The organism is Gimibacter soli (assembly GCF_028463845.1).
GTDB lineage: Bacteria > Pseudomonadota > Alphaproteobacteria > Sphingomonadales > Kordiimonadaceae > Gimibacter > Gimibacter soli.
In genome coordinates, this window is record NZ_CP116805.1 from 989,933 (window position 1) to 1,013,296 (window position 23,364).

The 23,364-nt window shown below is 62.4% G+C and carries 28 protein-coding genes; 25 read left to right on the forward strand and 3 right to left on the reverse strand.

Going from position 1 to position 23,364, the window contains the following annotated elements:
* The first annotated feature begins 66 nt into the window (after positions 1-66).
* The gene (locus PH603_RS04810; protein ID WP_289504836.1) at positions 67-1,107 is read left to right on the forward strand and encodes a UDP-2,3-diacylglucosamine diphosphatase; all 1,041 of its coding nucleotides are present in this window, start codon (positions 67-69) and stop codon (positions 1,105-1,107) included.
* 44 nt (positions 1,108-1,151) lie between these two features.
* Positions 1,152-2,270: a glycosyltransferase family 4 protein gene (locus PH603_RS04815; protein WP_353507382.1), complete on the forward strand. Its 1,119-nt coding sequence runs from the start codon at positions 1,152-1,154 to the stop codon at positions 2,268-2,270.
* 9 nt (positions 2,271-2,279) lie between these two features.
* On the opposite strand, the gene PH603_RS04820 is transcribed toward PH603_RS04815, so the two are convergent.
* On the reverse strand, positions 2,280-2,969 hold the full coding sequence (locus tag PH603_RS04820; protein WP_289504839.1) for a helix-turn-helix domain-containing protein: 690 nt from the start codon (positions 2,967-2,969) through the stop codon (positions 2,280-2,282).
* Positions 2,970-3,095: 126 nt separating this feature from the next.
* Here PH603_RS04820 and PH603_RS04825 point away from each other — a divergent pair, with 126 nt between their 5' ends.
* The 9 genes from PH603_RS04825 to PH603_RS04865 all read left to right on the forward strand — a co-directional run bounded on the left by PH603_RS04825 (position 3,096) and on the right by PH603_RS04865 (position 9,462).
* Entirely contained in the window at positions 3,096-3,695 is a 600-nt protein-coding gene (locus PH603_RS04825; RefSeq protein WP_289504840.1) for a hypothetical protein, read from the forward strand.
* A 344-nt stretch (positions 3,696-4,039) separates the two neighbouring features.
* Positions 4,040-4,510, forward strand: a complete 471-nt coding sequence (locus PH603_RS04830) for a hypothetical protein (RefSeq protein ID WP_289504841.1) — start codon at positions 4,040-4,042, stop codon at positions 4,508-4,510.
* On the forward strand, positions 4,446-5,735 hold the full coding sequence (locus PH603_RS04835; protein ID WP_289505637.1) for a DNA-packaging protein: 1,290 nt from the start codon (positions 4,446-4,448) through the stop codon (positions 5,733-5,735). The genes PH603_RS04830 and PH603_RS04835 overlap by 65 nt, the downstream gene beginning before the upstream one ends.
* The gene (locus PH603_RS04840; RefSeq protein WP_289504842.1) at positions 5,735-6,892 is read left to right on the forward strand and encodes a phage portal protein; all 1,158 of its coding nucleotides are present in this window, start codon (positions 5,735-5,737) and stop codon (positions 6,890-6,892) included. Before PH603_RS04835 ends, PH603_RS04840 begins: the two co-directional genes overlap by 1 nt.
* Positions 6,885-7,823: an HK97 family phage prohead protease gene (locus PH603_RS04845; protein WP_289504843.1), complete on the forward strand. Its 939-nt coding sequence runs from the start codon at positions 6,885-6,887 to the stop codon at positions 7,821-7,823. The genes PH603_RS04840 and PH603_RS04845 overlap by 8 nt, the downstream gene beginning before the upstream one ends.
* Positions 7,824-7,832: 9 nt before the next feature.
* Positions 7,833-8,291 (forward strand): hypothetical protein, encoded by a 459-nt coding sequence (locus PH603_RS04850; RefSeq protein WP_289504844.1) that lies wholly within the window; start codon positions 7,833-7,835, stop codon positions 8,289-8,291.
* 171 nt (positions 8,292-8,462) lie between these two features.
* Positions 8,463-8,705 carry a hypothetical protein gene (locus tag PH603_RS04855; RefSeq protein ID WP_289504846.1) on the forward strand — a complete coding sequence of 81 codons (243 nt, stop codon included), beginning with the start codon at positions 8,463-8,465 and terminating at the stop codon, positions 8,703-8,705.
* Between the two features lie 2 nt (positions 8,706-8,707).
* Positions 8,708-9,079 carry a phage major tail protein, TP901-1 family gene (locus tag PH603_RS04860; RefSeq protein ID WP_289505638.1) on the forward strand — a complete coding sequence of 124 codons (372 nt, stop codon included), beginning with the start codon at positions 8,708-8,710 and terminating at the stop codon, positions 9,077-9,079.
* Entirely contained in the window at positions 9,079-9,462 is a 384-nt protein-coding gene (locus PH603_RS04865; RefSeq protein ID WP_289504847.1) for a GTA-gp10 family protein, read from the forward strand. The genes PH603_RS04860 and PH603_RS04865 overlap by 1 nt, the downstream gene beginning before the upstream one ends.
* 203 nt (positions 9,463-9,665) lie before the next feature.
* On the opposite strand, the gene PH603_RS04870 is transcribed toward PH603_RS04865, so the two are convergent.
* A complete protein-coding gene (locus tag PH603_RS04870; protein WP_289504848.1) occupies positions 9,666-10,034 on the reverse strand; it encodes a hypothetical protein in 369 nt (122 codons plus the stop codon).
* A gap of 90 nt (positions 10,035-10,124) precedes the next feature.
* Positions 10,125-10,742 (reverse strand): hypothetical protein, encoded by a 618-nt coding sequence (locus tag PH603_RS04875; RefSeq protein ID WP_289504849.1) that lies wholly within the window; start codon positions 10,740-10,742, stop codon positions 10,125-10,127.
* 36 nt (positions 10,743-10,778) lie between these two features.
* Here PH603_RS04875 and PH603_RS04880 point away from each other — a divergent pair, with 36 nt between their 5' ends.
* The 14 genes from PH603_RS04880 to PH603_RS04945 all read left to right on the forward strand — a co-directional run bounded on the left by PH603_RS04880 (position 10,779) and on the right by PH603_RS04945 (position 23,352).
* Complete coding sequence (locus PH603_RS04880) at positions 10,779-11,585, forward strand: hypothetical protein (RefSeq protein WP_289504850.1); 807 nt, start codon at positions 10,779-10,781, stop codon at positions 11,583-11,585.
* Between the two features lie 4 nt (positions 11,586-11,589).
* Positions 11,590-12,204 carry a hypothetical protein gene (locus PH603_RS04885; RefSeq protein ID WP_289504851.1) on the forward strand — a complete coding sequence of 205 codons (615 nt, stop codon included), beginning with the start codon at positions 11,590-11,592 and terminating at the stop codon, positions 12,202-12,204.
* Positions 12,201-12,851: a hypothetical protein gene (locus tag PH603_RS04890; protein WP_289504852.1), complete on the forward strand. Its 651-nt coding sequence runs from the start codon at positions 12,201-12,203 to the stop codon at positions 12,849-12,851. The genes PH603_RS04885 and PH603_RS04890 overlap by 4 nt, the downstream gene beginning before the upstream one ends.
* A 9-nt stretch (positions 12,852-12,860) precedes the next feature.
* Positions 12,861-13,286, forward strand: coding sequence for a DUF6950 family protein (locus PH603_RS04895; protein WP_289504853.1), 426 nt, complete (start codon positions 12,861-12,863; stop codon positions 13,284-13,286).
* 3 nt (positions 13,287-13,289) lie between these two features.
* Positions 13,290-16,637, forward strand: a complete 3,348-nt coding sequence (locus tag PH603_RS04900) for a phage tail protein (protein ID WP_289504854.1) — start codon at positions 13,290-13,292, stop codon at positions 16,635-16,637.
* On the forward strand, positions 16,634-17,236 hold the full coding sequence (locus PH603_RS04905; RefSeq protein WP_289504855.1) for a hypothetical protein: 603 nt from the start codon (positions 16,634-16,636) through the stop codon (positions 17,234-17,236). The genes PH603_RS04900 and PH603_RS04905 overlap by 4 nt, the downstream gene beginning before the upstream one ends.
* An 11-nt stretch (positions 17,237-17,247) precedes the next feature.
* On the forward strand, positions 17,248-17,541 hold the full coding sequence (locus PH603_RS04910) for a DUF6127 family protein (RefSeq protein WP_289504856.1): 294 nt from the start codon (positions 17,248-17,250) through the stop codon (positions 17,539-17,541).
* A 1-nt stretch (position 17,542) separates the two neighbouring features.
* Complete coding sequence (locus PH603_RS04915; protein WP_289504858.1) at positions 17,543-18,007, forward strand: hypothetical protein; 465 nt, start codon at positions 17,543-17,545, stop codon at positions 18,005-18,007.
* On the forward strand, positions 18,004-18,477 hold the full coding sequence (locus tag PH603_RS04920; protein ID WP_289504860.1) for a lysozyme: 474 nt from the start codon (positions 18,004-18,006) through the stop codon (positions 18,475-18,477). Before PH603_RS04915 ends, PH603_RS04920 begins: the two co-directional genes overlap by 4 nt.
* Positions 18,461-19,111, forward strand: coding sequence for a 4'-phosphopantetheinyl transferase family protein (locus PH603_RS04925; protein WP_289504861.1), 651 nt, complete (start codon positions 18,461-18,463; stop codon positions 19,109-19,111). Before PH603_RS04920 ends, PH603_RS04925 begins: the two co-directional genes overlap by 17 nt.
* Before the next feature lie 63 nt (positions 19,112-19,174).
* Positions 19,175-20,017 carry a 3-deoxy-8-phosphooctulonate synthase gene (kdsA, locus tag PH603_RS04930; protein WP_289504862.1) on the forward strand — a complete coding sequence of 281 codons (843 nt, stop codon included), beginning with the start codon at positions 19,175-19,177 and terminating at the stop codon, positions 20,015-20,017.
* Positions 20,018-20,022: 5 nt separating this feature from the next.
* The gene (locus tag PH603_RS04935) at positions 20,023-20,526 is read left to right on the forward strand and encodes a KdsC family phosphatase (protein ID WP_289504864.1); all 504 of its coding nucleotides are present in this window, start codon (positions 20,023-20,025) and stop codon (positions 20,524-20,526) included.
* Positions 20,527-20,535: 9 nt separating this feature from the next.
* Positions 20,536-21,279 carry a 3-deoxy-manno-octulosonate cytidylyltransferase gene (gene kdsB / locus PH603_RS04940; protein WP_289504865.1) on the forward strand — a complete coding sequence of 248 codons (744 nt, stop codon included), beginning with the start codon at positions 20,536-20,538 and terminating at the stop codon, positions 21,277-21,279.
* A 3-nt stretch (positions 21,280-21,282) separates the two neighbouring features.
* Positions 21,283-23,352: a capsule polysaccharide biogenesis protein gene (locus PH603_RS04945; RefSeq protein WP_289504866.1), complete on the forward strand. Its 2,070-nt coding sequence runs from the start codon at positions 21,283-21,285 to the stop codon at positions 23,350-23,352.
* The last annotated feature ends 12 nt before the right edge of the window (positions 23,353-23,364 follow it).

Below are 23,364 nucleotides of genomic sequence, written 5' to 3' on the forward strand. Positions count from 1 at the left end.
TTCACCGTCATAAATTTGTCAACTCGCTGAAATCTATATGTAATGGCGCTCTGGCATACGGGAGCCATGAAAGCAGCGCATGGTTCGAATAGCAGTTTCCCCGCCCTTGCCGGCCAGCCGGCTCAATCCCGATTTGACGATGACGATATCCTGGCCTTCACCGCCATCGAAGGTGGCGGGCTCGCTGCAGCCCTGGGCGCCAGCGCGCTCCTGAGGGGCATCGACGGCGACCGCGCCGGCCACGAGGATACGCACGATGCGGATGACAATCACGCCAGCAATATCCGCCGCAAGGGCAAGCGCCACTTCCGGGCGGTTTTCGTGTCGGATGTTCACCTCGGCACCCGCTCCTCGCGCGCGGACCTGTTGCATGATTTCCTGAAATCCATCACCTGCGAGAAACTGTATCTGGTGGGCGATATTGTCGATGGCTGGCGCCTGAAAAAATCCTGGTACTGGGATACGCGCCACAATGACGTGATCCGCCGCGTGCTGAAGATGGCGAAATCCGGCACCGATGTGATCTATATCCCCGGCAACCATGACGAGGGCCTGCGCGGCTTCGTTGGCCACAATCTGGCGGGTGTGAGCCTGCAGATGGAAGCCGTGCATGAAGGCCTTGATGGCCGCAAATTCTGGGTCATCCACGGCGACGAGTTTGACGGCGTGGTGAAATATGCCCGCTGGCTCGCCCATGTGGGGGATCATGCCTATTCGCTGCTGCTGAAGCTGAACACCGCCTTCAACCGGGTGCGCCGCTCGCTTGGCTACCCCTACTGGTCGCTGTCGGCTTACCTGAAGCACAAGGTGAAGAATGCCGTTGAATATATCGGCAAGTTCGAAGAGGCGGTCGCTCACGAGGCCGGTCGCCGTGGTGTGCAGGGCGTGATTTGCGGCCATATCCACCATGCCGAACGCCGCATGATCGGCGACATCGAATATCTGAACGATGGCGACTGGGTGGAAAGCTGCACGGCTCTTGTCGAAACCGATGCAGGCGAGTGGGATATCATCCGCTACGCCGATGAAGTGGCCGCCGAAGAAGCCGCCCGCCCGCCGCGCGAAGGCCGCAAGCGCCGCGCCGCGCGCGACAAGGTTGCCGCATGACGGCCCCCTTCGCCCCGCGCCCCGATGGGGTGAAACGTGCGGCGATGCGTATCTGTATCGTCACTGATGCATGGCACCCGCAAGTGAACGGCGTGGTTCGCACGCTGGATACCCTGCGGCGCACGCTCCGCGCTGAAGGGCACCGGGTTTTCATGCTGTCGCCCCGGCATTTCACGACGGTGCCGTGCCCGAGCTATCCCGAGATCCGGCTTTCCCTGAATATCCCGTTCCGCGTGGCGGCGATGATCGAGGGCTTCCGGCCGGACGCCATCCATATCGCGACCGAAGGTCCGCTTGGCTGGGCCGCACGGCGTTATTGCCTGAAGCACGGCCTGCCCTTTACCACGGCCTATCACACGGCCTTCCCCGATTATATTGCCGCGCGGACCCATCTGCCGGCGTCGTGGTTTTACCCGCTGTTCCGGCGTTTCCACGGGGCGAGCAAGGGCGTGCTTGTGGCCACACCTTCGGTACGCCGCGACCTTGCAGATCATGGCTTCGAGCGGCTGGTGCCCTGGAGCCGCGGGGTGGACACATCAGTTTTCTATCCGCGCAGTGATGCCGAGGCGGCAGAAATGATCGCCCGCGTTTGCCCGGGCGTCGACCTTGCCAGCCTGCCGCGCCCGATCCAGCTCTATGTGGGCCGGGTGGCGGTCGAGAAGAATGTCGAGGCCTTTCTGGCGGCTGATGTGCCGGGTACCCGGCTTGTGGTCGGCGACGGCCCAGCGCTTGCCTCGCTGAAGCAGCGTTTCCCTGATGCCATCTTCACCGGCGCGCTGTTTGGTGATGATCTCGCAACCGCCTACAGCCTTGCCGATGTTTTCGTGTTCCCGAGCAAGACCGATACCTTCGGCCTTGTGCTGATCGAGGCGCTCGCCTGCGGCACGCCGGTGGCAGCCTACCCCGTGCAGGGGCCCGTTGATGTGCTGGGGCCCGAAGGCCGTGGTGGCGGTGCCTTGCCAGTCGGGGTCAGCCCGGCGGCGCGGCCTGCGGCCTGCCTTGATGATGATCTCGCCACCGCCATTCGCGGCGCATTGGTCTTTGACCGTGACGCCTGCCTCGATCTTGCCCGCCGGTTCAGTTGGCAGACGGTTGCCCGCCAGTTTGTGGCGTCGCTTCAGGGAATTTCCTGCTTTGCCGAGGAAGCCCGCCCGGCGGCGTGAGGTGCTGGGCTAGTCCGAATAGCGCCGCGTTACCCACAATACCCCCGCGACAATATCGCCGGTGCCGACACTGTCGGCACCTGTGCTGTCGGCGCGCGCGCCGGGCATCAGGCGGAAAGGCCAACTTTCGTAAGCGGGGTTCGGTTTCTCGGGCAGGGGCACGAGCCAGTCCTCGCCGCTCGCGGTGCGGTGATACTGGCGGGCTGCGATGCGGCCGCCCGGGCGGGAAACCAGCAGGATCACGCCCGGCGTCATCGGGAAGAAATGCTTGCGCGGGTCGGCAGCGATGATGAGGCTGCCGGGCCGGATTTCCTGCGCCAGGCTATCGTCCCCCATCAGATAGCAGGAAAGCCCCTCCGGGCTTGTCGCATCAAGGGGGACGGCGACTTCGCGCAAGGCCATATCATCGGGCAGGGGCTCCAGCACACCGCTGCCTGTCAGGCGACCACGGATCGGCAAGGTGGCATGCGCGCCTTCCTGCGTCGGGACGGGCGCACCGGCGGCGAGGCTGAGGAGCAGGGCGCGTACGCTCATGCCCAGCATCTCGGCCATCGGGATCACTTCATCCGACTGGACCTCGCGGGTGCCATTAACGATATCCGAAATGCGCGGCGGTGGCAGGCCGAGGGTCTCGGCCAAGTCCTTCAACTTGAAACCCCGCTGTTTGAGGGCGTCTTTGATCCAGGGCTGGGTGCGCATGGCGCTATAATTATGGTTCTCGTAAAAAATGTCATTTACTATGGTCGTAAATGACGATAATAAAAATACGAATAACGAAAATAATTGATCAAATCAAGCCCGGATCAAGAATGAGGACCGACAGCCATGCAGAATCTGATCGACACTGCCATCCGTGCCTTGGCGCACGACATGCCCGTTAAAACCGATGCCAGCCTGACAGCCGCCTTTCTCGAGGTGCGGATGATCGATGCGGTCTGGACGCTGCGCCGGATGCCCGACCGGGAGGCCGGTCTTCTCTATTCCCGCCAGATCCTGTGGCCGGACATGAAGGTGGACCGTCATACAGCAGTGCCGGCAGCGCTGGGGCGTGTAGCTGCTGCAAAACGGATACCGGCAGAGCCGCGGTCAATCGACCTGATGCAGCCGGTGCTGGACCTGTTGCGCCTGCTGCCGGATGTCGAAGATCGCAGGATCGTCTTCTGGGGCGCCTGGCATCAGGACGGCGTCCGGCAGGAGCGTATGCCCTGGGCCAAAGTTCGGCGCAGCCTGTCCGGGCATCTGGGGGCGGAGAGGGCAAAGGGCCTGTCGCGCTGGACGTTGAAGAGGCGTTATGACGATGGCCTTGGCTGGATCGCCCGGCTGCTCATCCGCGCGGAAACGGGTAGCATCACGGACACGTTAACGAATTCGGAAAAAAAGGCTTGCGTAGGCGCGGCCCATCGGGCACCATCCGTCAAGCCATAGTGACCGAATGCGCCCGCCGAAGGGGTTTCCCCTGAGGCGGGCTTTTCTTTGTGGAATCCGGCACTTTTCGGCCCCGATTCAGCCATTTCGGCCTCGCAGTCTCCCAAATATACAATCAAAGATTTCATTGAACGCTTTCCGCGTGCAATTCTGCCTTGGTATCGAGTCGTCAGTGATTTTGGCGCAGTTCAATAAAAAATACGAAATTCGAAAATTTATCTTGCACCCTTTGCGGCATTTTGCTACATAGTGATTATCAGATTGGAAATGTGCGCCCGCCGAGAGCCTGATAGCTCCCGGCGGGCGTTTCCTTTTCCGACTTTGCTTCCGGTGGTGACATTCCCATGACCCTCCCCCCTGCAGCGTCACCACCGGGCCGGGCGGCGCGGCGACAGGCTTATCTGATCGCCCGCGCCGCCGGCGAAACCCGTTCGGGGGCAGCAGCCTTTGCCGGCGTGTCTCCGTCAACCGTCCGGCGGTGGTCCCGCACCGATCCCGCCTTCAGGGACGCCGAGACGGCGGTTACCACCGGCGCGCTCGATGCCCTTGAGGCGGAAGCGGTGCGCCGCGCCCTTCACGGTGTCGAAAAGCCGGTGTTTCGGGGCGGTGAGCAGGTGGCGACGGTAACCGAGCTTTCTGACGGGCTGCTGACCCTTCTTCTGAAGCAGCGTTGGGCTGAGCGGGAGACTGAAAGAGCAGCGCGGCAACGCACCGGCCTGCAGGATATGGAAAGGCTGAGACGTGCCCTTTATGAAAAGCTCGCTCGCCAGATTCTCGCGCCCGGCGCTGAAGAAACTGATCCGGGGGCTGAGTGACGAGGAAACTGCCCTCCTGTTTTACGATTGGCCCTTCTGGGCGCGGCCCGAACAGCTTGCCCCGGCGGGTGACTGGCGGTGCTGGCTGGTGCTGGCCGGGCGAGGCTTCGGGAAAACGCGATCAGGGTCCGAATGGGTGCGCGGCCTTGTCGAGGGCGGTGCAGCGCGAAGGTTAGCGCTTGTGGCGCCGACGCTGGGTGATGCGCGAGCGGTGATGGTGGAAGGTGAAAGTGGCCTTCTCGCGATTTCGCCGCCATGGGCTCGCCCGGTGTTCGAGCCCTCGAAACGTTTGCTGACTTGGCCGAACGGGGCGGTTGCTACGCTGTTCGGTGCTGAAGAGCCTGACCGGCTGAGCGGTCCACAGTTTGACGCTGCGTGGTGCGACGAGCTTTGCGCCTGGGGGCGGGCGGACGAGACGCTCGACATGCTGCGGTTCGGACTGCGGCTGGGAGATGCCCCCCGGCTGCTTGTTACCACCACACCCCGCCCCATGCCGCTATTGAAGCGGCTGATGGCGGACAGGGCGACAGCGGTGACGCGGGGGCGGACCCGGGACAATAGCGCCAATCTTGCTGCCGGGTTCCTGGATGAAATCACCCGCAAATATGGCGGCACGCGACTGGGCCGGCAGGAACTGGACGCTGAAATTCTGGAAGATACGCCGGGCGCGCTTTTCGCCCGCGACCGGATCGAGACGCTGCGGGTTTCTGGTGTGCCCGAGATGCAGCGGATTGTCGTGGCGCTCGACCCGCCTGTCACGTCTGGCGAGACAGCGGACGAGTGCGGACTTGTGGCCGCCGGGCTCGGGGTGGATGGGCATGGTTATGTGCTTGCGGACCAATCGTCACGCGGGCTTACGCCGCTTGAGTGGGCGGCGAGGGCGGTGGATCTTTACCACGAATTGCAGGCCGACCGGATTGTCGCGGAAGGCAATCAGGGCGGCGATCTTGTGCCGGCCCTGATCGGACAGGTGGACGCGAGCGTGCCGGTGAAGCGGGTGCATGCCCGCGTTGGCAAACGGCTGCGGGCTGAACCCGTGGCGGCCCTTTATGAACAGGGCAGGGTGCACCACACCGCCTGTTTCCCCGCCCTTGAAGACCAGATGGCCAATTTCACCGGCAGCTTGCCGGGCGGCGCGAGCCCTGACCGGCTGGATGCGCTGGTCTGGGCGCTGACCGACCTGATGCTGACCCAACCCGTCAACCTGAACATGAGGATGCTTTGATGCGATTCCTTTCGCGATTGCGCGCCCTGCGGCCCGAGGCAAAAGCGGCGCCGAAACCCCTTCTGGCCCGGACACTGCCGGGCGATGCCGTCGCGACCCCGCGCCGATATGACCGTCTGGCGAGCGAAGCCTATCAGCAGAATGTCGTCGCCTACCGGGCGATCAATCTGGTCGCGCGCGGGATGGCATCGATCCCGCTGGAGGTGATGGTGGGCGATGTGCCGATGGACCGACATCCGCTCCTTGATCTGTTGCGGCGCCCCAATCCGAAGCTGAAGGGGGCAGGGCTTCTGTACCAGATGGTCGGCTTCTACCTGATCGCCGGCAACAGCTATGCCCTGAAGATCGGCCCCGATGGCCGCCCGCCGGGCGAACTTTGGCTGATGCGGCCCGACACCATGTCGGTGATTGAGGGCGCAGACGGGGTCGCCAGCGGATACCGGCAAACCGTTCTCGGGCGCCGGCAATCCTTCGAGGCGTCGGCGATGCTGCACTGGAAAAGCTTCAATCCCTTGTCGGACTGGTACGGCATGGCGCCCCTGGAGGCGGCGGCGATGGCGATCGATGCCCACAACGAAGGCAGCCGCTGGAACCTCGCCCTCATCCAGAATGGCGGAACCCCCTCTGGCGTCCTCTATCAGGAGGACGGCGGGGTGCCGCTCACCGAGGCGCAGTTCGCCCATCTGAAGACACAGGTGGAAGAACGCCACATGGGGCCGGTGAATGCCGGTCGTCCACTGCTGCTGGAAGGCGGGCTTAAATGGCAGCATATGGGGCTGTCGCCGAAGGATATGGATTGGCAGGCCGCCAAGAATATGAGCGCGCGGGAAATCGCGCTCGCGTTCGGCGTGCCGCCCCAGATGCTCGGTATCCCGGATGCCCAGACCTATTCCAACTATGCCGAGGCCCGGCAATCCGTGTGGGAAGACACGATCATTCCGCTGGCTTCGGAACTGGTCGGTGAGCTTAATGCCTGGCTCGCACCAGAATATGGACCGAACGTTCGGTTGATAATGGATCTGGACGAGATTCCGGCGCTGGAGCCGAAACGGCAAGCAAAGTTCGACCGGCTGACCCGGGCCGATTTCCTGACCCGCAACGAGAAGCGTGCTGCCCTTGGCTATGGCCCCAACACAAAGGAAGACATGGATGCATGATGTGATCGATCTGAAGCTCGAGGCGAAGGCAGCGGGACCGGCCGGCACGTTCGAGGGCTACGGCGCCGTGTTCGGCAATGTGGACAGGGACGGGGACCGTCTGGCAAAGGGTGCCTTCGCCGAAAGCCTGAAAGTGCGCATGCCGGCGCTCTTGTGGCAGCACAATGCCAAGGAGCCCATCGGTTGTTTTGACCATGTGGCGGAAGATGCCCGCGGCCTGCATGTGAAGGGGCGCCTTTCCATGGAGGGGCGGGGCAAGGAAGCCTATGACCTTTTGAAAATGGGTGCGCTCGACGGGCTTTCCATCGGATTTGTGACCCGCGAAGCCAGCCGCGACGTTGCGGCCGGTGTCCGCACCATCCTGAAGGCCGATCTGATGGAAATCTCCCTCGTCACCTTTCCCGCGAACGAGCTTGCCCGTGTGGCTGCAGTAAAATCAGCACCGGAGATCAGCAGTCCGCGCGGATTGGAGCATTTTTTGAGGGAAGCCGGCCTTACACGCATGCAGGCCAAGGCGGTGACGGCGAAAGGGTATAAAGGACTGGCCCGCTCGTCTGACGACCAGAGCGCCATGATTGCAACCATGATGGCGCGCCTTGCGCGCAAGGATGCAGGGGTGGTCAGCGTTGAAGCGCCACCCGGCCAATTTGGCGCCTGGGTGCGGCTGCCGGCCACCGGCTTCGGCCGTGAGGATTTCGACTATCTGGTCAATTTCTCCGGCGCTGGCGAACTTGTAGGCGCGATCGAGCTGGAGGTGGCTTATCAGGGCTTGCATGGCCCGGCTACTGCCCGCACTATCGCCGGAGGGTTGAGTGCGCCTTCCGGTAGCCTCACCCTGCGCCTGCCGGGTGGTAGCTGGCAGGAACCACAGGTGCGGGCCCGAAGCCTTGCACCATTCGGCCAGAATATAAGGGTGACCTATTCGGGATAAGGGGGACTTATGAAGTTGCAGGCTCTGGCGACAACACTTGTGCGGTTTATTGCGCTGTTCTTTTCACTGCTCGCATTCCAGGGGCTTGTCTCCGGTTTGCTTATCAGGGTTGGCCATGATGCTGCAGCTGGCCAGTACAGCTGGCAGCCGCAATTTGATCTGTTCCAGCTCGCGCTTGGCATTGCCCTTTGGGTTCTGGCGCCCCGTATCGCGCTCCTGATGCAAGGCGGAGTGATGGCGCCGGACATTGAGGCAACGCCTGATCGCCTCCTCAAGGCTGGCGCGTTTCTCCTGGGCCTTTATTGGCTGATCCGCAGCCTGCCGACGGCACTATGGACGGTCTTTTACGGCCCGGGCATGGGGCAGGGAGTGCTGTTCACGCTGGTGACGCCGGAAATGCTGACGGCCCTCATGGGGGCAATTGTGATGCTGGTTTCAATCCGGCAGCGGACCAAAGACTCTTCCTGACTGAAACAACATTTTCAGATTTGAACGAGGGCGCCCCACCGGGCGCCTTTTTTGTTTTCCGGGCTTGCCGTTGCCTGCGCGAAGCAGTGGACGGACCCGGTGCCGGCGAGTGTGACGGGATGTCGCTTTCAATGGCTCTTGTCATTCCGAACAACATTGAAGGACAGATAGATGGAACTCACCGATCTTAAATCGGCAGTTGACGCTTATGCGGACGCCGCCGAAACCGGCCTCGCTGCGCTCGAAACGCGGCTTGGCCAGATTGAAACCAGACTGGCGCGCCCCGGCGCCGTGCCGGAGGTGAAAGCGGCAACCGAAGCCGCTACGGCGCACAAGACCGCCTTCTTCGACGGCTTCATCCGGAAGGGTGACGACGCAGACCTGAGGGCATTTATGGTAAGCTTCTGCTGCTGAAGATCAGGAACGGCGCGACCTACGAGGCCGCAGGTGGTTTCCGCACCAACAGTTTCACCTTTTCGGGTGAGACAATTGACGTGACTTCGAAGGATTCGGGTGGTTACCGCGCACTGATGGCAGGCGGCACCCGGGCACTTTCCACATCCGGTTCCGGCGTTTTCGTGTCAGACGATATCGTCAAGATGCTCAATACCAAAATCGCTGCCGGCGAGCTTGTTGACTGCGAACTCGTTGTGCCTGGCCTTGGCAGCTACAGCGGCATGTTCGCCATCAAATCGCTGGAAATGAGCGGCGAACATAACGGGGAGGTTACCTATTCAATCAGCCTCGACAGCGCCGGTGTCGTTGCATTCACAGCGGAGGCTGCGTGATGGCGCGGCAGATTTCCGGCGAAGTGAGCCTGAAGGTCGGGCGGCAGGTAAGGCGCTTGCGGCTTGAGATCGGCGGTATTCTGGACCTTGAAGATCATTTCGATATGGGTTTGGTGCCGCTCTTGACCACCCGTCTGCCGGAGTGCCGCCTTGGTGATCTGGCGGCGCTCCTTGTTGCCATGACGGGCGGCGCGCCAGCGGATGAAGGCGCCCGCCGGACGGCAGCAGCTGACATCCATGAAGCGGGTATTGCGACAGCCGCAAAAGCCATTGCACGATGTCTCGAGCTTACTTTTTCGGGAAGCGAATGCTCGCCAGTGGTTGAGGAGAGCGTCGGAAAAAAGCCGGTACGGGGCCGGAGAGCACCATCACACCCGACATGATGCTGGCTATGGGCTATCTTGGCTGGTCCCCTGATGTGTTCTTCTCTGCGACACTGCCCGAGCTTCTATACGCCATTGCCGGTTGGCAAAGAGCGCGGGGAATAGGGCTGGGTGCAGGATGTCAGATCCGCGCGCAGCCATCCCCTTTGACGCAAGCGGAGCTAGCGGCCCTGATCGCTGGCGCGGGTTCCGGGGTTTAGAGGCTATTCGTCGCGATTGGCACGCAGGCCGGAGGCACTTGTGCGGGTGGGCGCGCCAAGGATGGGCTCGCGGCGGCCGGGCTGGGGTTGCGCCGTTGCTTCTTCAGCAAAGGCTGCGGGTTGATTGCGCGGCGCTTCAGGCCGTTGTGGCAGGGTGGCGCCGGGCTGTTGGTGGCGGCGTCCTTCGAGGGCTTCACGCAAGGCTGCGATCTCATCGACGAGGGCCGTCATTTCTGACGAAACTTTTTCAAGGTGTTTCTTCAGGCCGAAGATGGCGAACGGAGCGAATGCCCAGAAGACAGCCGCCATGATCAGAACAAAAACAGCGATCCCCATGCCGGTTTCGCCAATCAGATTTTCGAGAGTTGCCACGTTGCGCTCCTGGCTGCGGCCCCTGGCCGCGCTACTGTGCGGACCATAACGTCAGTAGGGCGGGAATTCAATGCCGGCAGGTCATGGCTTTTAGTTGGCAGGTGTGTTCCGATGCTGTGCAAGCAGCATCTGGAAGCTTTCGAAAAAGCCTGCAGGGATGTCGAAATTCTTTGTACCACTGCGCCCTGCGATCTGGATTGAGAGGCCCGTGCCGCCAAGGCGGGCAAGATCGTCTTCGGTGAGCTTCAGGGCCACATCCTCATTGACTGAGCATTGGATAAGATTCCGGCCACAGGCTTGAATCTCGGCTTCAGTACATTTGCCGCCGTCGCGAGCCGTGCATGAAACGGCATCTCGGCTGAGGACTTGTAGCGGCAGTTCAGCGCCGTTCACGTAGGCCCGATCAAAATAGTTCCAGTTGTCGCTCCAGAGGATGAAATAGAGCTGCATATAGTCCCGCCGTGCCGCTGCATCGGTTTGGCCGCGATCAGCACGCAGAAAATATCGATCATAGTTGCCGAAGCCGTTCGAATAAATGATCGCACTTTTTAGATGCGTGGTTTGCTGATGTGCATCGAATTCCACGGAAGAATGCTTGAGGACGAGCGCAGGGTCCGTCGCCGCGCGCTCGGCAACATACTCACCTCGTGCCATGCAGCCAGCCAGACAGCCCGCGACAAGGGCGGTGAGAAACAAGCGGAACGGCATCAGCGTCTCCCCTACAGCAATATGCAATCCTGAATAGTGTTAGCGGTGGACTTCCCGCCATTCAAGAAAAAAGAACATAGAGCGAACACATGTCGCCATCAGAACGAGGACGAGATCATGAATGACAGCATCGAAATTGGTGCATTTGGGCAGACCATTGCCGAAATGCTGGAGAACGGCTTTGTGACCCGAGAGCTTGAGAAAGCAGCGCGTGTGCTGGCAGAGGCAAGTGCCGTTTTTTCGACCCTTGCCCGAAGTCTCAGTGGGGGCGCGTCATCGGCTATCGCGGAACATAAGGCGCGTGGCAGCAACCAGTCCGGCACCGGAACGCCGGATGACGCCGCACAGGAGCAGCCGAAAAAGGAAGCATCCACCCGGTCCACCGAGAAGGGGCTGCTTGAGATCAAACTGAACGTGCTGGAACTGATTGATGACCTGCAGGCGGCATTCCGGAAGCTCGGTACGTCTGTTCTGGAAACACTGGTGCAACCGGTCAATCAGGCAATCTCGACGCTCGCGTCCAAGGCCTTCGACAGGCTTCTGCAGGCAATTCTTCCGGGCTTTTTTGGATTCGGCAAAGCCGGTGGCGGCCGGCTGCAGCCCGGCACACCGACGCTGGTTGGCGAGCGCGGGCCGGAACTTGTTGTGGCCCACCGTCCGGCAACCGTCATAAATGCCGCCGACACACGCGGGTCCATTGGACCGGGTGTGACTGTGCAACAGACGCTGAATTTCGACCTCGTACCGGCGCCGACGATTGGCGCGATGATCGAGAACGCCATGCCCGCCATTGTGGAGGCATCGAAAATGGCGGTGCTTTCCTCCCTGCGGCGCGGAGCGTGAGCCGATGAGCATCATATATCCCCTCGTCATGCCCTCGTCACCGACGCCGAGCGCGGTGGAGCTTTATATCGACCGGAACCAGACAAAGACAGAAAGCTACAGCCGCCTGCTGCAGGTACAGCGCGCCCCCGGTGATCGCTGGACGGGAAAACTGACGATGCCGCCGATGACCAAGGCGCAGGCGACCGATTGGCTCGGTTTTTTCGATGCGCTTGATGGCTTCGTCGGCACCTTCTGGATGCCGCATCCCGATTTCACTGTGGCGAGCGGTGGGGCGGGTGGCATCGCCAGTGGCCGTGTGAAGGGGGCAGGACAGCTTGGCGCGAGGATTGTGACGGACGGCTGGGGAGCGAATGTTGCCGGGCTTTTACGCCGCGGCGACGTGATCCAGATCGGTAATCATCTGCACAGGGTGACGAAGGATGTGGGGAGCGATAGCGGTGGCAATGCCACGCTTGATATCGCGCCGGCCATCTACACGGCTCCTGCGGATAACAGCGCGGTTGTCACCGATGGTCCCAAAGGCCTGTTCCGATTGGCAGCGGGGTTTGTGGCACCGACGAGCGATCAGATGAACCTTTTCACCTTCAGCTTCGCCGTGGAAGGAGCGCTGGAATGACCGATCCGCGATTTGGCGTTGAAGGCACAGCCGCACTTGGCGGGCCGGAAGTGATGCTTATCCCCATCGTGTGGCTCGATATCGAAGGCGACCCGGTGCGCGCATGGGGTGGCATCGGGGACCTTCAGTGGAATAGCCAGACCTGGACCGGGATCAGCCAGATGGGCGATATCGGGCCGATCAAGACCGGGGTGAAGAATGCGATGCCGGGCCTGTCGCTCAGCCTGAACGGGCTGCCGGCGAACCTGCTGGCGGATGCCAGGTCGGCGGCCTATCGCGGGCGGCGCGGTTATGTGTGGCTCGGGCTTTTTGATCCTGAAACGCTCGCCATGCTCGACGGTGATGCGGCCCTGATGTTTGCGGGCGAAATCAGCGCCATGAACCTTTCAAGCGGGCCAAAGGAAGCGCGCATCACGGTCGAGATCGAAAGCCGGATGGCGCTGCTGAGCCGGCAGATGACCCGCTACCGGACGCAGGCCGATCAGGTGCGGCGTCATACGGGTGACCGCTTTTTCGAGTTCGTGCCGGCGGTCCTGAACAAGACCATCTATTGGGGGCTTGAGGCCTCGAAAGCCGCGACCGGTGGCGGGGCCAAGACCGCCGGCATCTACGGCGGCGGTTTCAATCCGGCTGTCAAACTTCGCTAGGGGCACTCCATGCAACGTTATGCTGACTGGCCGGTGCGCTTGCGCGCCGCCATCAAGGCTGCCGAGGGGCAGCCTTTTCATTATGGGCGCCATGACTGCTGCACGGCGGCGGCGGGCGTCATCCTCGCCGTCACCGGCACTGATCTCATGAAAGGCTGGCGTGGCCGCTACCGGAGTGCAGCCGGGGCTGCGCGCGTGATGGGGGGCGCAAGCCTCCTTGAAACCGTCGCGCCAGTCTTTGGGGCGGCGGGTGCCGCGCCCATCCCGCCCGCGATGGCAACAGCCGGGGATCTGGTGCTGACCGACAAGGCGCAGCATGACGCCTGCAGGGGCCAAGCCCTTGGCATCTGTATCGGCGCTGGTGCGCTCTTCCCCGGTGAGGCCGGCTGGATATCGCTGCCTGTCAGCGCCTGCATTGCCGCCTGGAGGGTTTGAGAGATGGGAAAGATTGTAAAAACCGCGCTGTTCGTGGCGGCGGTCGCGATTGTGACGGTTGCGACAAATAATCCCTGGCTCGGGGTTGAGCTTGGCAAGGCATCGTTCCTTGGTCTCAGCGGTTATGCAGCGATTGCGGCATCGGGCGCCGTGCTGGGCGCAGGGCTTGGACTGCTGTCGAGCGTGCTGGCACCGAGTGCGCGCGACATGGGCCAACAGGCCGATGCCAAAACCCCGATCACCAACAGCGTCGATACCCGCAAGGCGATTTACGGTCGGGTGCGCGTGGGGGGTGCCGAAGTCTTTATCGAGGAATATGACACATCTGCCGGCAACGACATCCCGAACGACACGCTCGTTTTTGTGCGGGCGGTGGCGGATCATCCCGTTCATGGCTTTGGTCAGTTCATGCTGGGGGATCAGGCTGTCAGCTTCAGTGCTGGTGCTGCGACCGGCGACCTTGCCGGGAACCTGTGGCTATATACCCATGACGGTCGCCAGACGGTGGCGGAGCCTGCGCTGGTGGCGGCTAGCCAAGGCTGGACAGCCGCGCACAAGGAGCAGGGTATCGCCTATTATGCCGTCAAGGCACTCTATGATAACGCCAAATTCCCATACGGCGCGGGGGAGCTGCGCCGCTGTTCCATCGATGTGCTTGGCAAGCGGCTCTATGACCCGCGCAAGGACAGCAGTGTCGCGGGCGGATCGGGGGCCCACAGGCTGAACGATCCCGCCACATGGGAATATTCAACCAATCCGGCGCTGTGCATTCTCGATTTCCTCCTTGATCCCGACGACGCGCTCGGTAATGCCGTCCCTTCGGAGGAAATCGATATCCCGGCTGTCGTGGCAGCAGCATCGATCTGCGATACAAGCATCGGCGTGAAGGTAGGTGGCGCAATCCCTCGCTACAGCCTCAACGGCCTGATCGACAGCGCCCGGCCCAAGCTTGAAAACCTGCGTTTGATGCTGACGGCCATGAGCGGGCGTATGCAGTGGCTGGGCGGCAAACTGGTGATCCATGCGGGGAGCGCCGGCTATGCCACTGCCGTGACCTTCGGTGACGATGATATCATCGCCGCCACCTTTTCGGCGATGCTGCCGTCCGGCCAGCGCTACAACGAGGTGCGCGGCACCTTCATCGATCCGACAGCGGGGTTTGAGCCCGCCGAGTTTCCGGCTTTTGTGGATAGCGCCGCACAGGCCATGGAGGGCGAGGTTGTCCTTAACCTGCATTTGCCGCTTTGCCAGGATCACCGCGAAGCCCAACGCCACGCCAAGATCGCGCTTGGGCAGGCCCGGCAAGCCGTGATGACGCTGGAGACAGGCGCCAAGGGCTTGCTTGTCAAGCCGATGGATGTGGTGATCGTGCACCATTCCGGGCTCGGGTTCGATGCCAGCAGCGAAGATTTCCGTGTGGTCGAACATGAAACAATGCCCCCTGCTGCGGGCAAGCCGCTCACTGTGCGGCTCGGGCTTATTGCCGAGGACGCAGCGATCTACAGCTGGAATGCCGCGACCGAGGAACTGGACAAGAATGCCAATCCCTCCCTTCGCAGCATCAGCGGCCGGGAAGTTTCGGCGGTGACCGGGCTTACGCTCAGCCCCGTTACCCTCACCAACACCGATGGCAGCGAAACGGCGGCGATCAATGTTGGCTGGAACGCGCCGGGGCCGGCGGTTGCCTCCACCCTTGTCGATGTTCGCAAAGTGGGTACGAGCGTTTGGCGGGCTGGCGGGTCGGCCCTGCGCGGCGACAATGACGTGCTTCTGGAAGTGCCCGAGAAAATGGCGCTCGAGGTGCGTGCCCGCCACGTACTGGGTAACGGGCTCATCGGCCCGGCGGCCAGTGGCACGGTCACTAGCCCCGATGTGGCAGGCAGCGGTACGGTCGTGTGGGAAGATATTGATGGCGACGGCAAGCCAGACGACTGGGCGGACGTGACAGCCGACAACCAGTTCTTCCCCGACCCCGATGCCCTGTGGGATTTCGGTGGCGTGAGCGGTGCGGACATCGACTGGACCGGCCACAATGCGACGCTCACGCTGGAAAGCCGGTATCTGAGTTTTGCGCGGATTGCGGACAATAATTCCTGCGGTATCGACAGCGACAGCGACCTGAAGATCAACGGCGGCACCTATCCACTGGTGCAGGTGCGTGTGCGGCGACCGGAAGGCTCGGCGGTTGCCAATGCCCGGCCACGGCTTCTGTGGAAGCGAACGGGCGACACCAATTTCAGCTATTCAGACCGTATCTATACGCTGACAACGCGACCGTTGGTGAGCCCCGATGGCTGGACGACCTATGTGTTCGACCTGTCATTCGATCCGGACTGGACCGGGCACACAATCCGCCAGTTGCGGTTCGAGCCTGATAGCAGCCCGAACGAGGACGCCTTCCTGATCGATTATATCGCTGTCGGGCGGGTGGGGCTTGGCAGTGCCGGTGACGCTGCTGCGGTTGGCAATCTGTTTGATCAATATTACACCGCCGCCTTCCCGCCTGTGGACAGCGAGGCCGAAAGCAATTTCGGTTCGATATCGCTCGCAGCCGAGGGACTGGCAGCTGGCGACACGATCAGCTTTGGCTGTGATGTGCTGACGGGTGGTGCGCGCAAGGGCGGCTGCTACATGGTTTTCCATGATAGCGGCGGCGATGCGGTCAAGGCTGTGTCTTCAGGTGTTGTGGATACGGGTGGCGCGTGGCGGACCGTCTCGCGTGGCGGTATCACCGTGCCGGCAAATGCGGTGTCGGCGTCCCTGCGTGTTCAGCGGCAGAACGGGGTGGAGCTGACCGGTACGGTTGCCGGACGGCGACCGTTCCTTTGCAAGGGCAGCGAGCCCCGCCCGCCGCTGCCGACCCGGTCGGATGTGGAAGAAGGCGCCACCCGCAACACGGGGTCGCTCGCTGACAAGGATCTAGCCACCTGGAACGAACTCGTCGCCGGGGCTGCCACCAGCGTGGTGATGATGCCGATCAATTTTTCCGGCCCGATTTCGACCAGTTCACCGAAAGCTGTGATCCAGGCATTTCATCCGCTCGGGTCTTATGTCCGCTGGGCCTTCTCGGGCTATTTCCGCACCAGCACGTCCAAGACCTGCACGGTGCAGATTTACCGCAAGGTGCCAAGCACGGGCGGCGATTTCCTCGAGGGCGCCGTCATTTTCGAAAAGACGGTGACCTTCACCACAACGCCGACCTTCCATCTGTTCACGGGGATCGACAGCGCGGCGGGCGGCAATGCGACCGAACCGCAGTCGTCCTACGGTATCGTCATCACGCCCAGTTCGGGATCGACGACGCTGACGGCGGTGGACGGCTCCACTTTCCTTGAGGAGTACCGTCGATGAGCGAAGCGCAATTCCAGATCCAGTATGATCTGGCAACCGGGATTATCGCCCTGTGCCAACCCTGGCCATACCCTGCGCCGATGACGCCACCCGCCGGGGTTGGCATATTGCTGGCCGGGCGTTTCGTTGACCCCTACCGGGAACGCGTTGACATCACCGCTGATCCGCCAGTGCCTGTGCTTGTGGTTGAAGACCCTGGCGCGCTTCTGGCCGCCGCGAAACGGGAGGCGCTTGACCGGATCGATGTGGAAGCAGGCGAGGCGAGGCGGCAGATCGGCAGCCCCGGCTATGCGATCGACGCGACCTATAAGGCGAAGGAAGAAGAAGCCCGCCGTTATGCTGCTGAAGTGGAGGCGAGCGGGAACCCCGACGCGCATCTGGCTGACTATCCCTATATCGCCGCAGGCGTTGGCATCGATGCGGCCACACCCGCCGGCGTGGCGACACTTTATCTGGCGATGGCAGCCGAATGGCATGGCTTCAATGCAGCGGTCGAGGCCGTCAGGATTGCTGCGAAACAGGCGGTGGCAACTGCTTTAAGTCCCGCTGAGGTCAAGACACTCGTGAATGCCATCGTCTGGCCAGAATCCGCAATCTGAGGAAATGAAAAATGGAACAATCCGGTCCCTTCGAAAATGCCGACGGGCTGGTGGTGCTGAGCCCCGAAAGCCTTGAGGCCATGCTGGAACGTGCCGCCACGCTGGGCGCCCGCCGCGCGCTTGAAGGGGTGGGCCTGCATGACGCCGACGCCGGCGAGGATGTGCGCGATCTGCGCAGTATGCTTTCCGACTGGCGACATGTGCGGGCGGGTTTCATGCGCCAGTTGGGGCGGGTGCTGTTCTGGGCCTTCATCGCGCTTGGCGCGGTGATGAGCGCCCACAGCGGCTGGTTCGGAGGCAAATGACATGGTGCTTGAAAGCCTGATCGGCGGAGCGCTCACCCGTCTTGCCCCTGAAATCATCGGCCTTTTCCGCTCGAAAGCCGACCGGGAACACGAATTCAGAATGGCCAAGCTCGGTTATGATGCTGCCGAGCGGCAGGTTGATATGCGGATGGCCGAGCTTGCCGTGACCGAACGGACGGGTGAGCTGAATGCCATGATGGAAGCGATCAAGGCGCAAGGGAAGCGAACCGGTATCTGGATCGCGGATGCGCTGTCAGCGCTCGTTCGCCCACTTGTCACTTACTGGTGGATGCTCCTTTACACAGCGTACAAGGCGGCAACCCTGATCGCCGCCTACCGCACTGAGGGCAGCGTTGTTGCCACACTTCTGGGTGCATGGACGGAGGCCGACATGGCGATCCTTTCATCCATCCTAGCTTTCTGGTTCGTGGACCGCGCGCTCAGGCGGCAGGGCAATCTACGGTGACGGAGGGGCCTGATTTCATCAAGCGGTTTGAAGGCTTACATGACGGCGACCGACGCACGCCGCTTCTTGAGCCGATGCGTGACCCGGTCGGAATCTGGACGCTCGGCTGGGGGTCGATTTACGATATCCGGGGCTTCCGGGTGGGTGTGGCGACACCGGCAATATCGCGGGACGAGGCAGAAGTGTTGCTTCAGCGGGATTTCTGCGCCGCGTCCGAGATGGCAATCAGGCTTTCACAACCTGCTGAGCTGGCGAATGCGCAGATTGTTGCGCTTGGCTCCTTTGTCTATAACGTGGGCGCGGCGGCCTTTCATGCCTCGACCTTGCGACGCAAGGTAAAGGAGAATGATGCAACCGCTGTAATGGAGTTCGGCCGCTGGATTTTTGCGGGCGGCAGGCGTCTGCCGGGGCTGGTTCGTCGCAGGGCTGCCGAGGCAGCGCTTTATCTGGGGAATGACCCGTTTGGCTGATATCGAGATAAGGCTTGCGCCCGTGCCGGATGGCCCCGCTGACCTGTCGCTTCTGAGCGCGACGGAGCGGGAGCGGCATGTCGGCATGGACCCGGGCGCGGGCCGAGCCTTTGCTTGCGGGCGGGCGTTGTTGCGCCAGATGCTTGGCGCGGTGCTGGCGCTGCCACCTGAAAATGTGATGCTGACGCAATCGGGGGCAGGGCGCGTGGCGCTGGTGTCTGCCGGGGCCGCAGGGCCGCATTTCTCGGTGAGCCATACGCAATATGAAGGCCGCGCCTGGGTGACAGTAGCGGTCAGCCGGGATTTGCCCGTCGGCATCGATATCGAAGCGCCGGGCCGCGCGCTTGATTGGCGGCGCACCGCCACGCGGCGCTATCATCCGGATGAAATGCAGAGGCTTGCAAGCCTGCCCGAAGGCGAAGCCCGGCAAGCTTTTTTTGATTTATGGACGCAGAAGGAAGCCTTGGTGAAGCTGCGCGATGGCAAGCTTTTGCCAACCCTTGCCGCCCTGGTGCCCGCAGATGTCTGGTCGGTGACCCGCAGGCTTTCGCCGCTGCCGCTGACGTGTAGCTTGGTTGTTGACGGGCCTGAGGAAAGATCGGTCGCATGGCATTTGCCCGGGGACAGGGCGTAGCGCACGCTTGCGCTTTTACGCCTGACAGGATAGCCATGCAGCTTGAAGGAGATTGATGCCCCCATGCGTCACGCTGTCATGATTGGCGAGGAAATCGCCGTCGCCAACGAACGGCCGTTTGTGCTGTTCGGCGGAATGAATGTTCTGGAAAGTCGCGAGCTTGCCCACGAGGTCTGCGCCCATTTTGTGGCTGTGACCCGGGAGCTTGGCATCCCTTATGTTTTCAAGGCGTCGTTCGACAAAGCGAACCGGTCGTCGATCCATTCGTTCCGCGGACCGGGGCTTGATGAAGGCCTGCAGATTCTGGCTGACCTCAAGTCGAAATTCGGCGTGCCTGTCATTACCGACGTGCATGAGCCGCATCAGGCGGCGCCTGCGGCTGAAGTTGCCGATGTGATCCAGCTACCCGCCTTCCTCGCCCGCCAGACCGATCTTGTTGTGGCGATGGCGGAGACGGGTGCGGTCGTCAATATCAAGAAGCCGCAGTTTCTGGCGCCGCACGAGATGCGCCATATCATCAAGAAGATCCAGGACGCGGGGAACGAGAATATCCTTCTCTGCGAACGCGGCAGCAGCTTTGGCTACAATAACCTGATCGTCGATATGCTGGGCATGGACAGCATGAAATCGATGGCGCCGGTGATCTTTGACGCGACCCACGCCCTGCAGCGCCCCGGCGGGCGCGAGGACAGCGCTGATGGTCGCCGCAGCCAGGCAACCGCCCTTGCGCGTTCCGGCATGGCGCTTGGTATCGCCGGGCTCTTCATCGAAAGCCACCCGGACCCGACACAAGCGAAGTGTGACGGCCCGTGTGCGCTGAAGCTCGACAAGCTGAAACCCTATCTGCAGCAGATGAAAGCCATTGACGACCTCGTCAAAGGCTTCGCGCCGATTGTGACGGACTGAGCCGGATGGTGAAGCTTTTCGTCCTTGATGTTGATGGGGTCCTGACTGACGGGACGCTCCATTACAGCGCGGACGGCGAGATCATCAAGGTCTTCCATGTGGAAGACGGGCTGGGGCTGAAACTGCTCGCCAAGCTTGGTATCGAGGTGGCGGTGATTTCGGGGCGCCGGAGTGCGGCGCTCGAACGGCGGCTTGACGATCTGGGTATCCGCCGCCGGCGCCTGAAGGCATCGGACAAGGTGGCGGCGCTCGGCGATATCTGTGCCGACACGGGCGTCACGCTTGCCGACTGTGCCTTCATGGGCGACGATCTCGTTGATTTGGCCGTGATGAAGGCTGTGAAGCTTGCCATTGCGCCGGCGAATGCGGTGCCCGAGGTGAAGGCGATTGCCCATCATATCACGCAGCGATGCGGGGGGCAGGGCGCGGCACGCGACGCGTGCGAGTATCTGGCCGGGCTCGCAGGCACCAGCCTCGCCGCACTTTTCGATGGCAAGGCAACGAACTGAGGGCGCCTGATGAAAGTTGTCATACCTGCCCGCTACGCCTCGTCCCGCCTGCCGGGCAAGCCCCTTGCCGATATCGCGGGCAAGCCGATGATCCGCCATGTGGTCGACCGCGCACTGGAGGTGGCAGCACCGGCTGACGTCTATGTCGCGACCGATGATGACCGCGTCGCTGCCGCTGTCGCCGCATTCGGCGGGCAGGCCGTGATGACGCGCGCCGACCATGTGTCGGGCACGGACAGGATCGCGGAAGTCGCAACCGCGCTGGGCTGGGCTGAAGACGAGATCGTGGTGAATGTGCAGGGCGACGAACCCCTGCTGCCTTCGCCCTTCATCCGCCTTGTCGGTGCAGCGCTTGAGGCGGACGCGACCGCCCATATGGCGACATTCGGTTGCCCCTTCACTTCGGCGGCTGATGTGGCCAACCCCAACATGGTCAAGATCGTGATGGCGGGCACCGGCCATGCCAGCTATTTCTCGCGTGCAGCAATCCCGTTCGACCGCGACGGCGGCGGCATCGACCTCGCCCGCTTCCCCTACCTTCGCCATATCGGGCTTTACGCCTACCGTGTCGCGACGCTGAAGCGACTGACTGCGCTGCCGCCGGCACCCACAGAATCGGTTGAAATGCTCGAACAGCTTCGTGCGCTTTGGCATGGCATGGCGATCCGGGTGGAAGTGATCCCGGAGGCACCGCCGCCGGGCGTGGATACGCCCGAAGACCTTGAAGCGGTACGCCGCCTTCTTGCGGGCTAACGCATGACAGGCCGTATCCTCACCCCCATCACTTCCACGATGGCCAAGGACAAGGCGATCCGGAAGCTTCTGGGCGCGCCTGTCCGGCGCGGCCACTGGGGTGCGCGGGCCGGCGACACACTCGCAGGCTGGGGTGTGAAGCTGAACGGCCAGCATATCCGGGCGAAGGCGGCCCGCACCGGGCTGCCTTACATCACGCTTGAAGATGGTTTCATCGGCTATCTGACGCACCCGAGCCGCGATCCGCGCCGCCTGAGCCTGATCGTGGACCGGCAGGGCATCTATTATGACGCCAGCCGCCCGAGCGAACTGGAAGCCATCCTGAATGCCGGTGACGCCTTTCCGGCGAGCCTTCTGGGGCGCGCCGAGGCAGCGATGGCGCTTATCCGGCGCTGGCGACTGTCGAAATATAATCAGGGCCGGTTCGAGGTCAGTCCTGAAACGCAAGCCCTGATCGAAAGCCACAAGGGCCCGATGGTGCTGGTGGTGGACCAGACAGCGGGGGACCTGTCGATCGGGCTTGGCGGGGCCTCCGCCGAGACCTTCACGGCGATGCTGGAAGCGGCGAAAGCCGAGAACCCCGATGCGCTGATCCTTGTGAAAGTGCACCCCGACGTGCTGGCAGGGCAGAAGAAGGGTCATTTCGGACCTGAATCGAATGTTGCGAATGTGCGGCTGATTGCCGATGACTGCGCGCCGCTCGCGCTTATCGAACGTGCCGCGAAGGTCTATGTAGCCACCAGCCAGATGGGGTTCGAGGCGCTGATCGCCGAAAAGCCGGTCGTATGTTTCGGCCAGCCTTTCTATGCCGGCTGGGGCCTCACCGATGACCGCCAGCCCATCGCGCGCCGCACGGCGAAGCGCAACAGGGCCGAGCTTTTCGCCGCCGCCTGCATCGGATACTGCCGCTATATCGACCCCTATACCCGCACGCCGGTTGAGCTTGAGCATGTGCTTGATCTGCTTGTTGCCGAGCGCCAGGTGCCCCGCATCACGGCGAAGACGACCTATGCCGTTGATTTCAGCCTGTGGAAGCGCGGCTTCATTGGCAATTTCCTGGAGCCGGGGGCAGGGCGCGTGCGCTTCGTTTCCGAGGTGGCGCTGGCGAGCATGACCTTTGCGCCGGATGACGCAATTGCGGTCTGGGGGCGCAAGCTTGACAAGCTGGTCGAAACCCTGCCGGGCCATGTGCCGGTCTGGCGGATCGAGGATGGCTTCCTGCGTTCAGTGGGGCTCGGCAGCGATCTTCGCCGTCCGTCGTCGCTCGTCGTTGACGGAGAGGGCATCTATTATGATGGCGGGCGCGTCAGCCTGCTCGAAACCTTCCTCTCCACCCACGAATTTTCGGACCGCGATCTGGCGCGCGGGCGGGCATTGACGGACAAGATCCTGTCGCTGCGGCTATCCAAATATAATGTAGGCTCGCGCGGCAGCCTCGATTTCAAGGCGAAGGCCGCGGGCCGCAAGGTGATCCTGGTGCCGGGGCAGGTGGAGGGTGATGCCTCGCTTCGCTTCGGGTCACCCGAGGTCTCTGCGAACGGTGCACTTTTGCAGGCGGTGCGGGCGGCAGAGCCTGAGGCCTATATCGTCTATAAGCCCCATCCGGACGTGGTGAGCGGCAACCGCGAGGGTGCGGTGGCGCCCGAAATTCTGGCTTCCTGTGCGGACGAGATCGTGGATGCGGCCGATATCATCGATTGCCTTGAGGCGTCGGCCGAGGTGCACACGATGACGAGCCAGACGGGCTTTGAAGCCATCCTTCGCGGCATGCCGGTTGTCACCTATGGCATGCCCTTCTATGCGGGCTGGGGGCTGACAACCGACCGGATGGCGGCTTCCCTTGTGCGGCGGGGTCGCGGTCTGCCGCTTGAGGCGCTCGTATATGCTGCGCTCGTTGCCTATCCGCGTTATGTGGAATGGCCGTCCGGACGCTCGACAAGCCCCGAAGCGCTGACCGAGGCGATGGCCAAAGCCGCGAAGAAGGGCAAGCGGGTGGCGGCGCGCGGGCCGGTCGACAAATTGTTGGGCAAGGGGCGCAAGCTGCGCTATCTCCTCTCCGCGCTTCTTAAATAGACAGAGGAACAC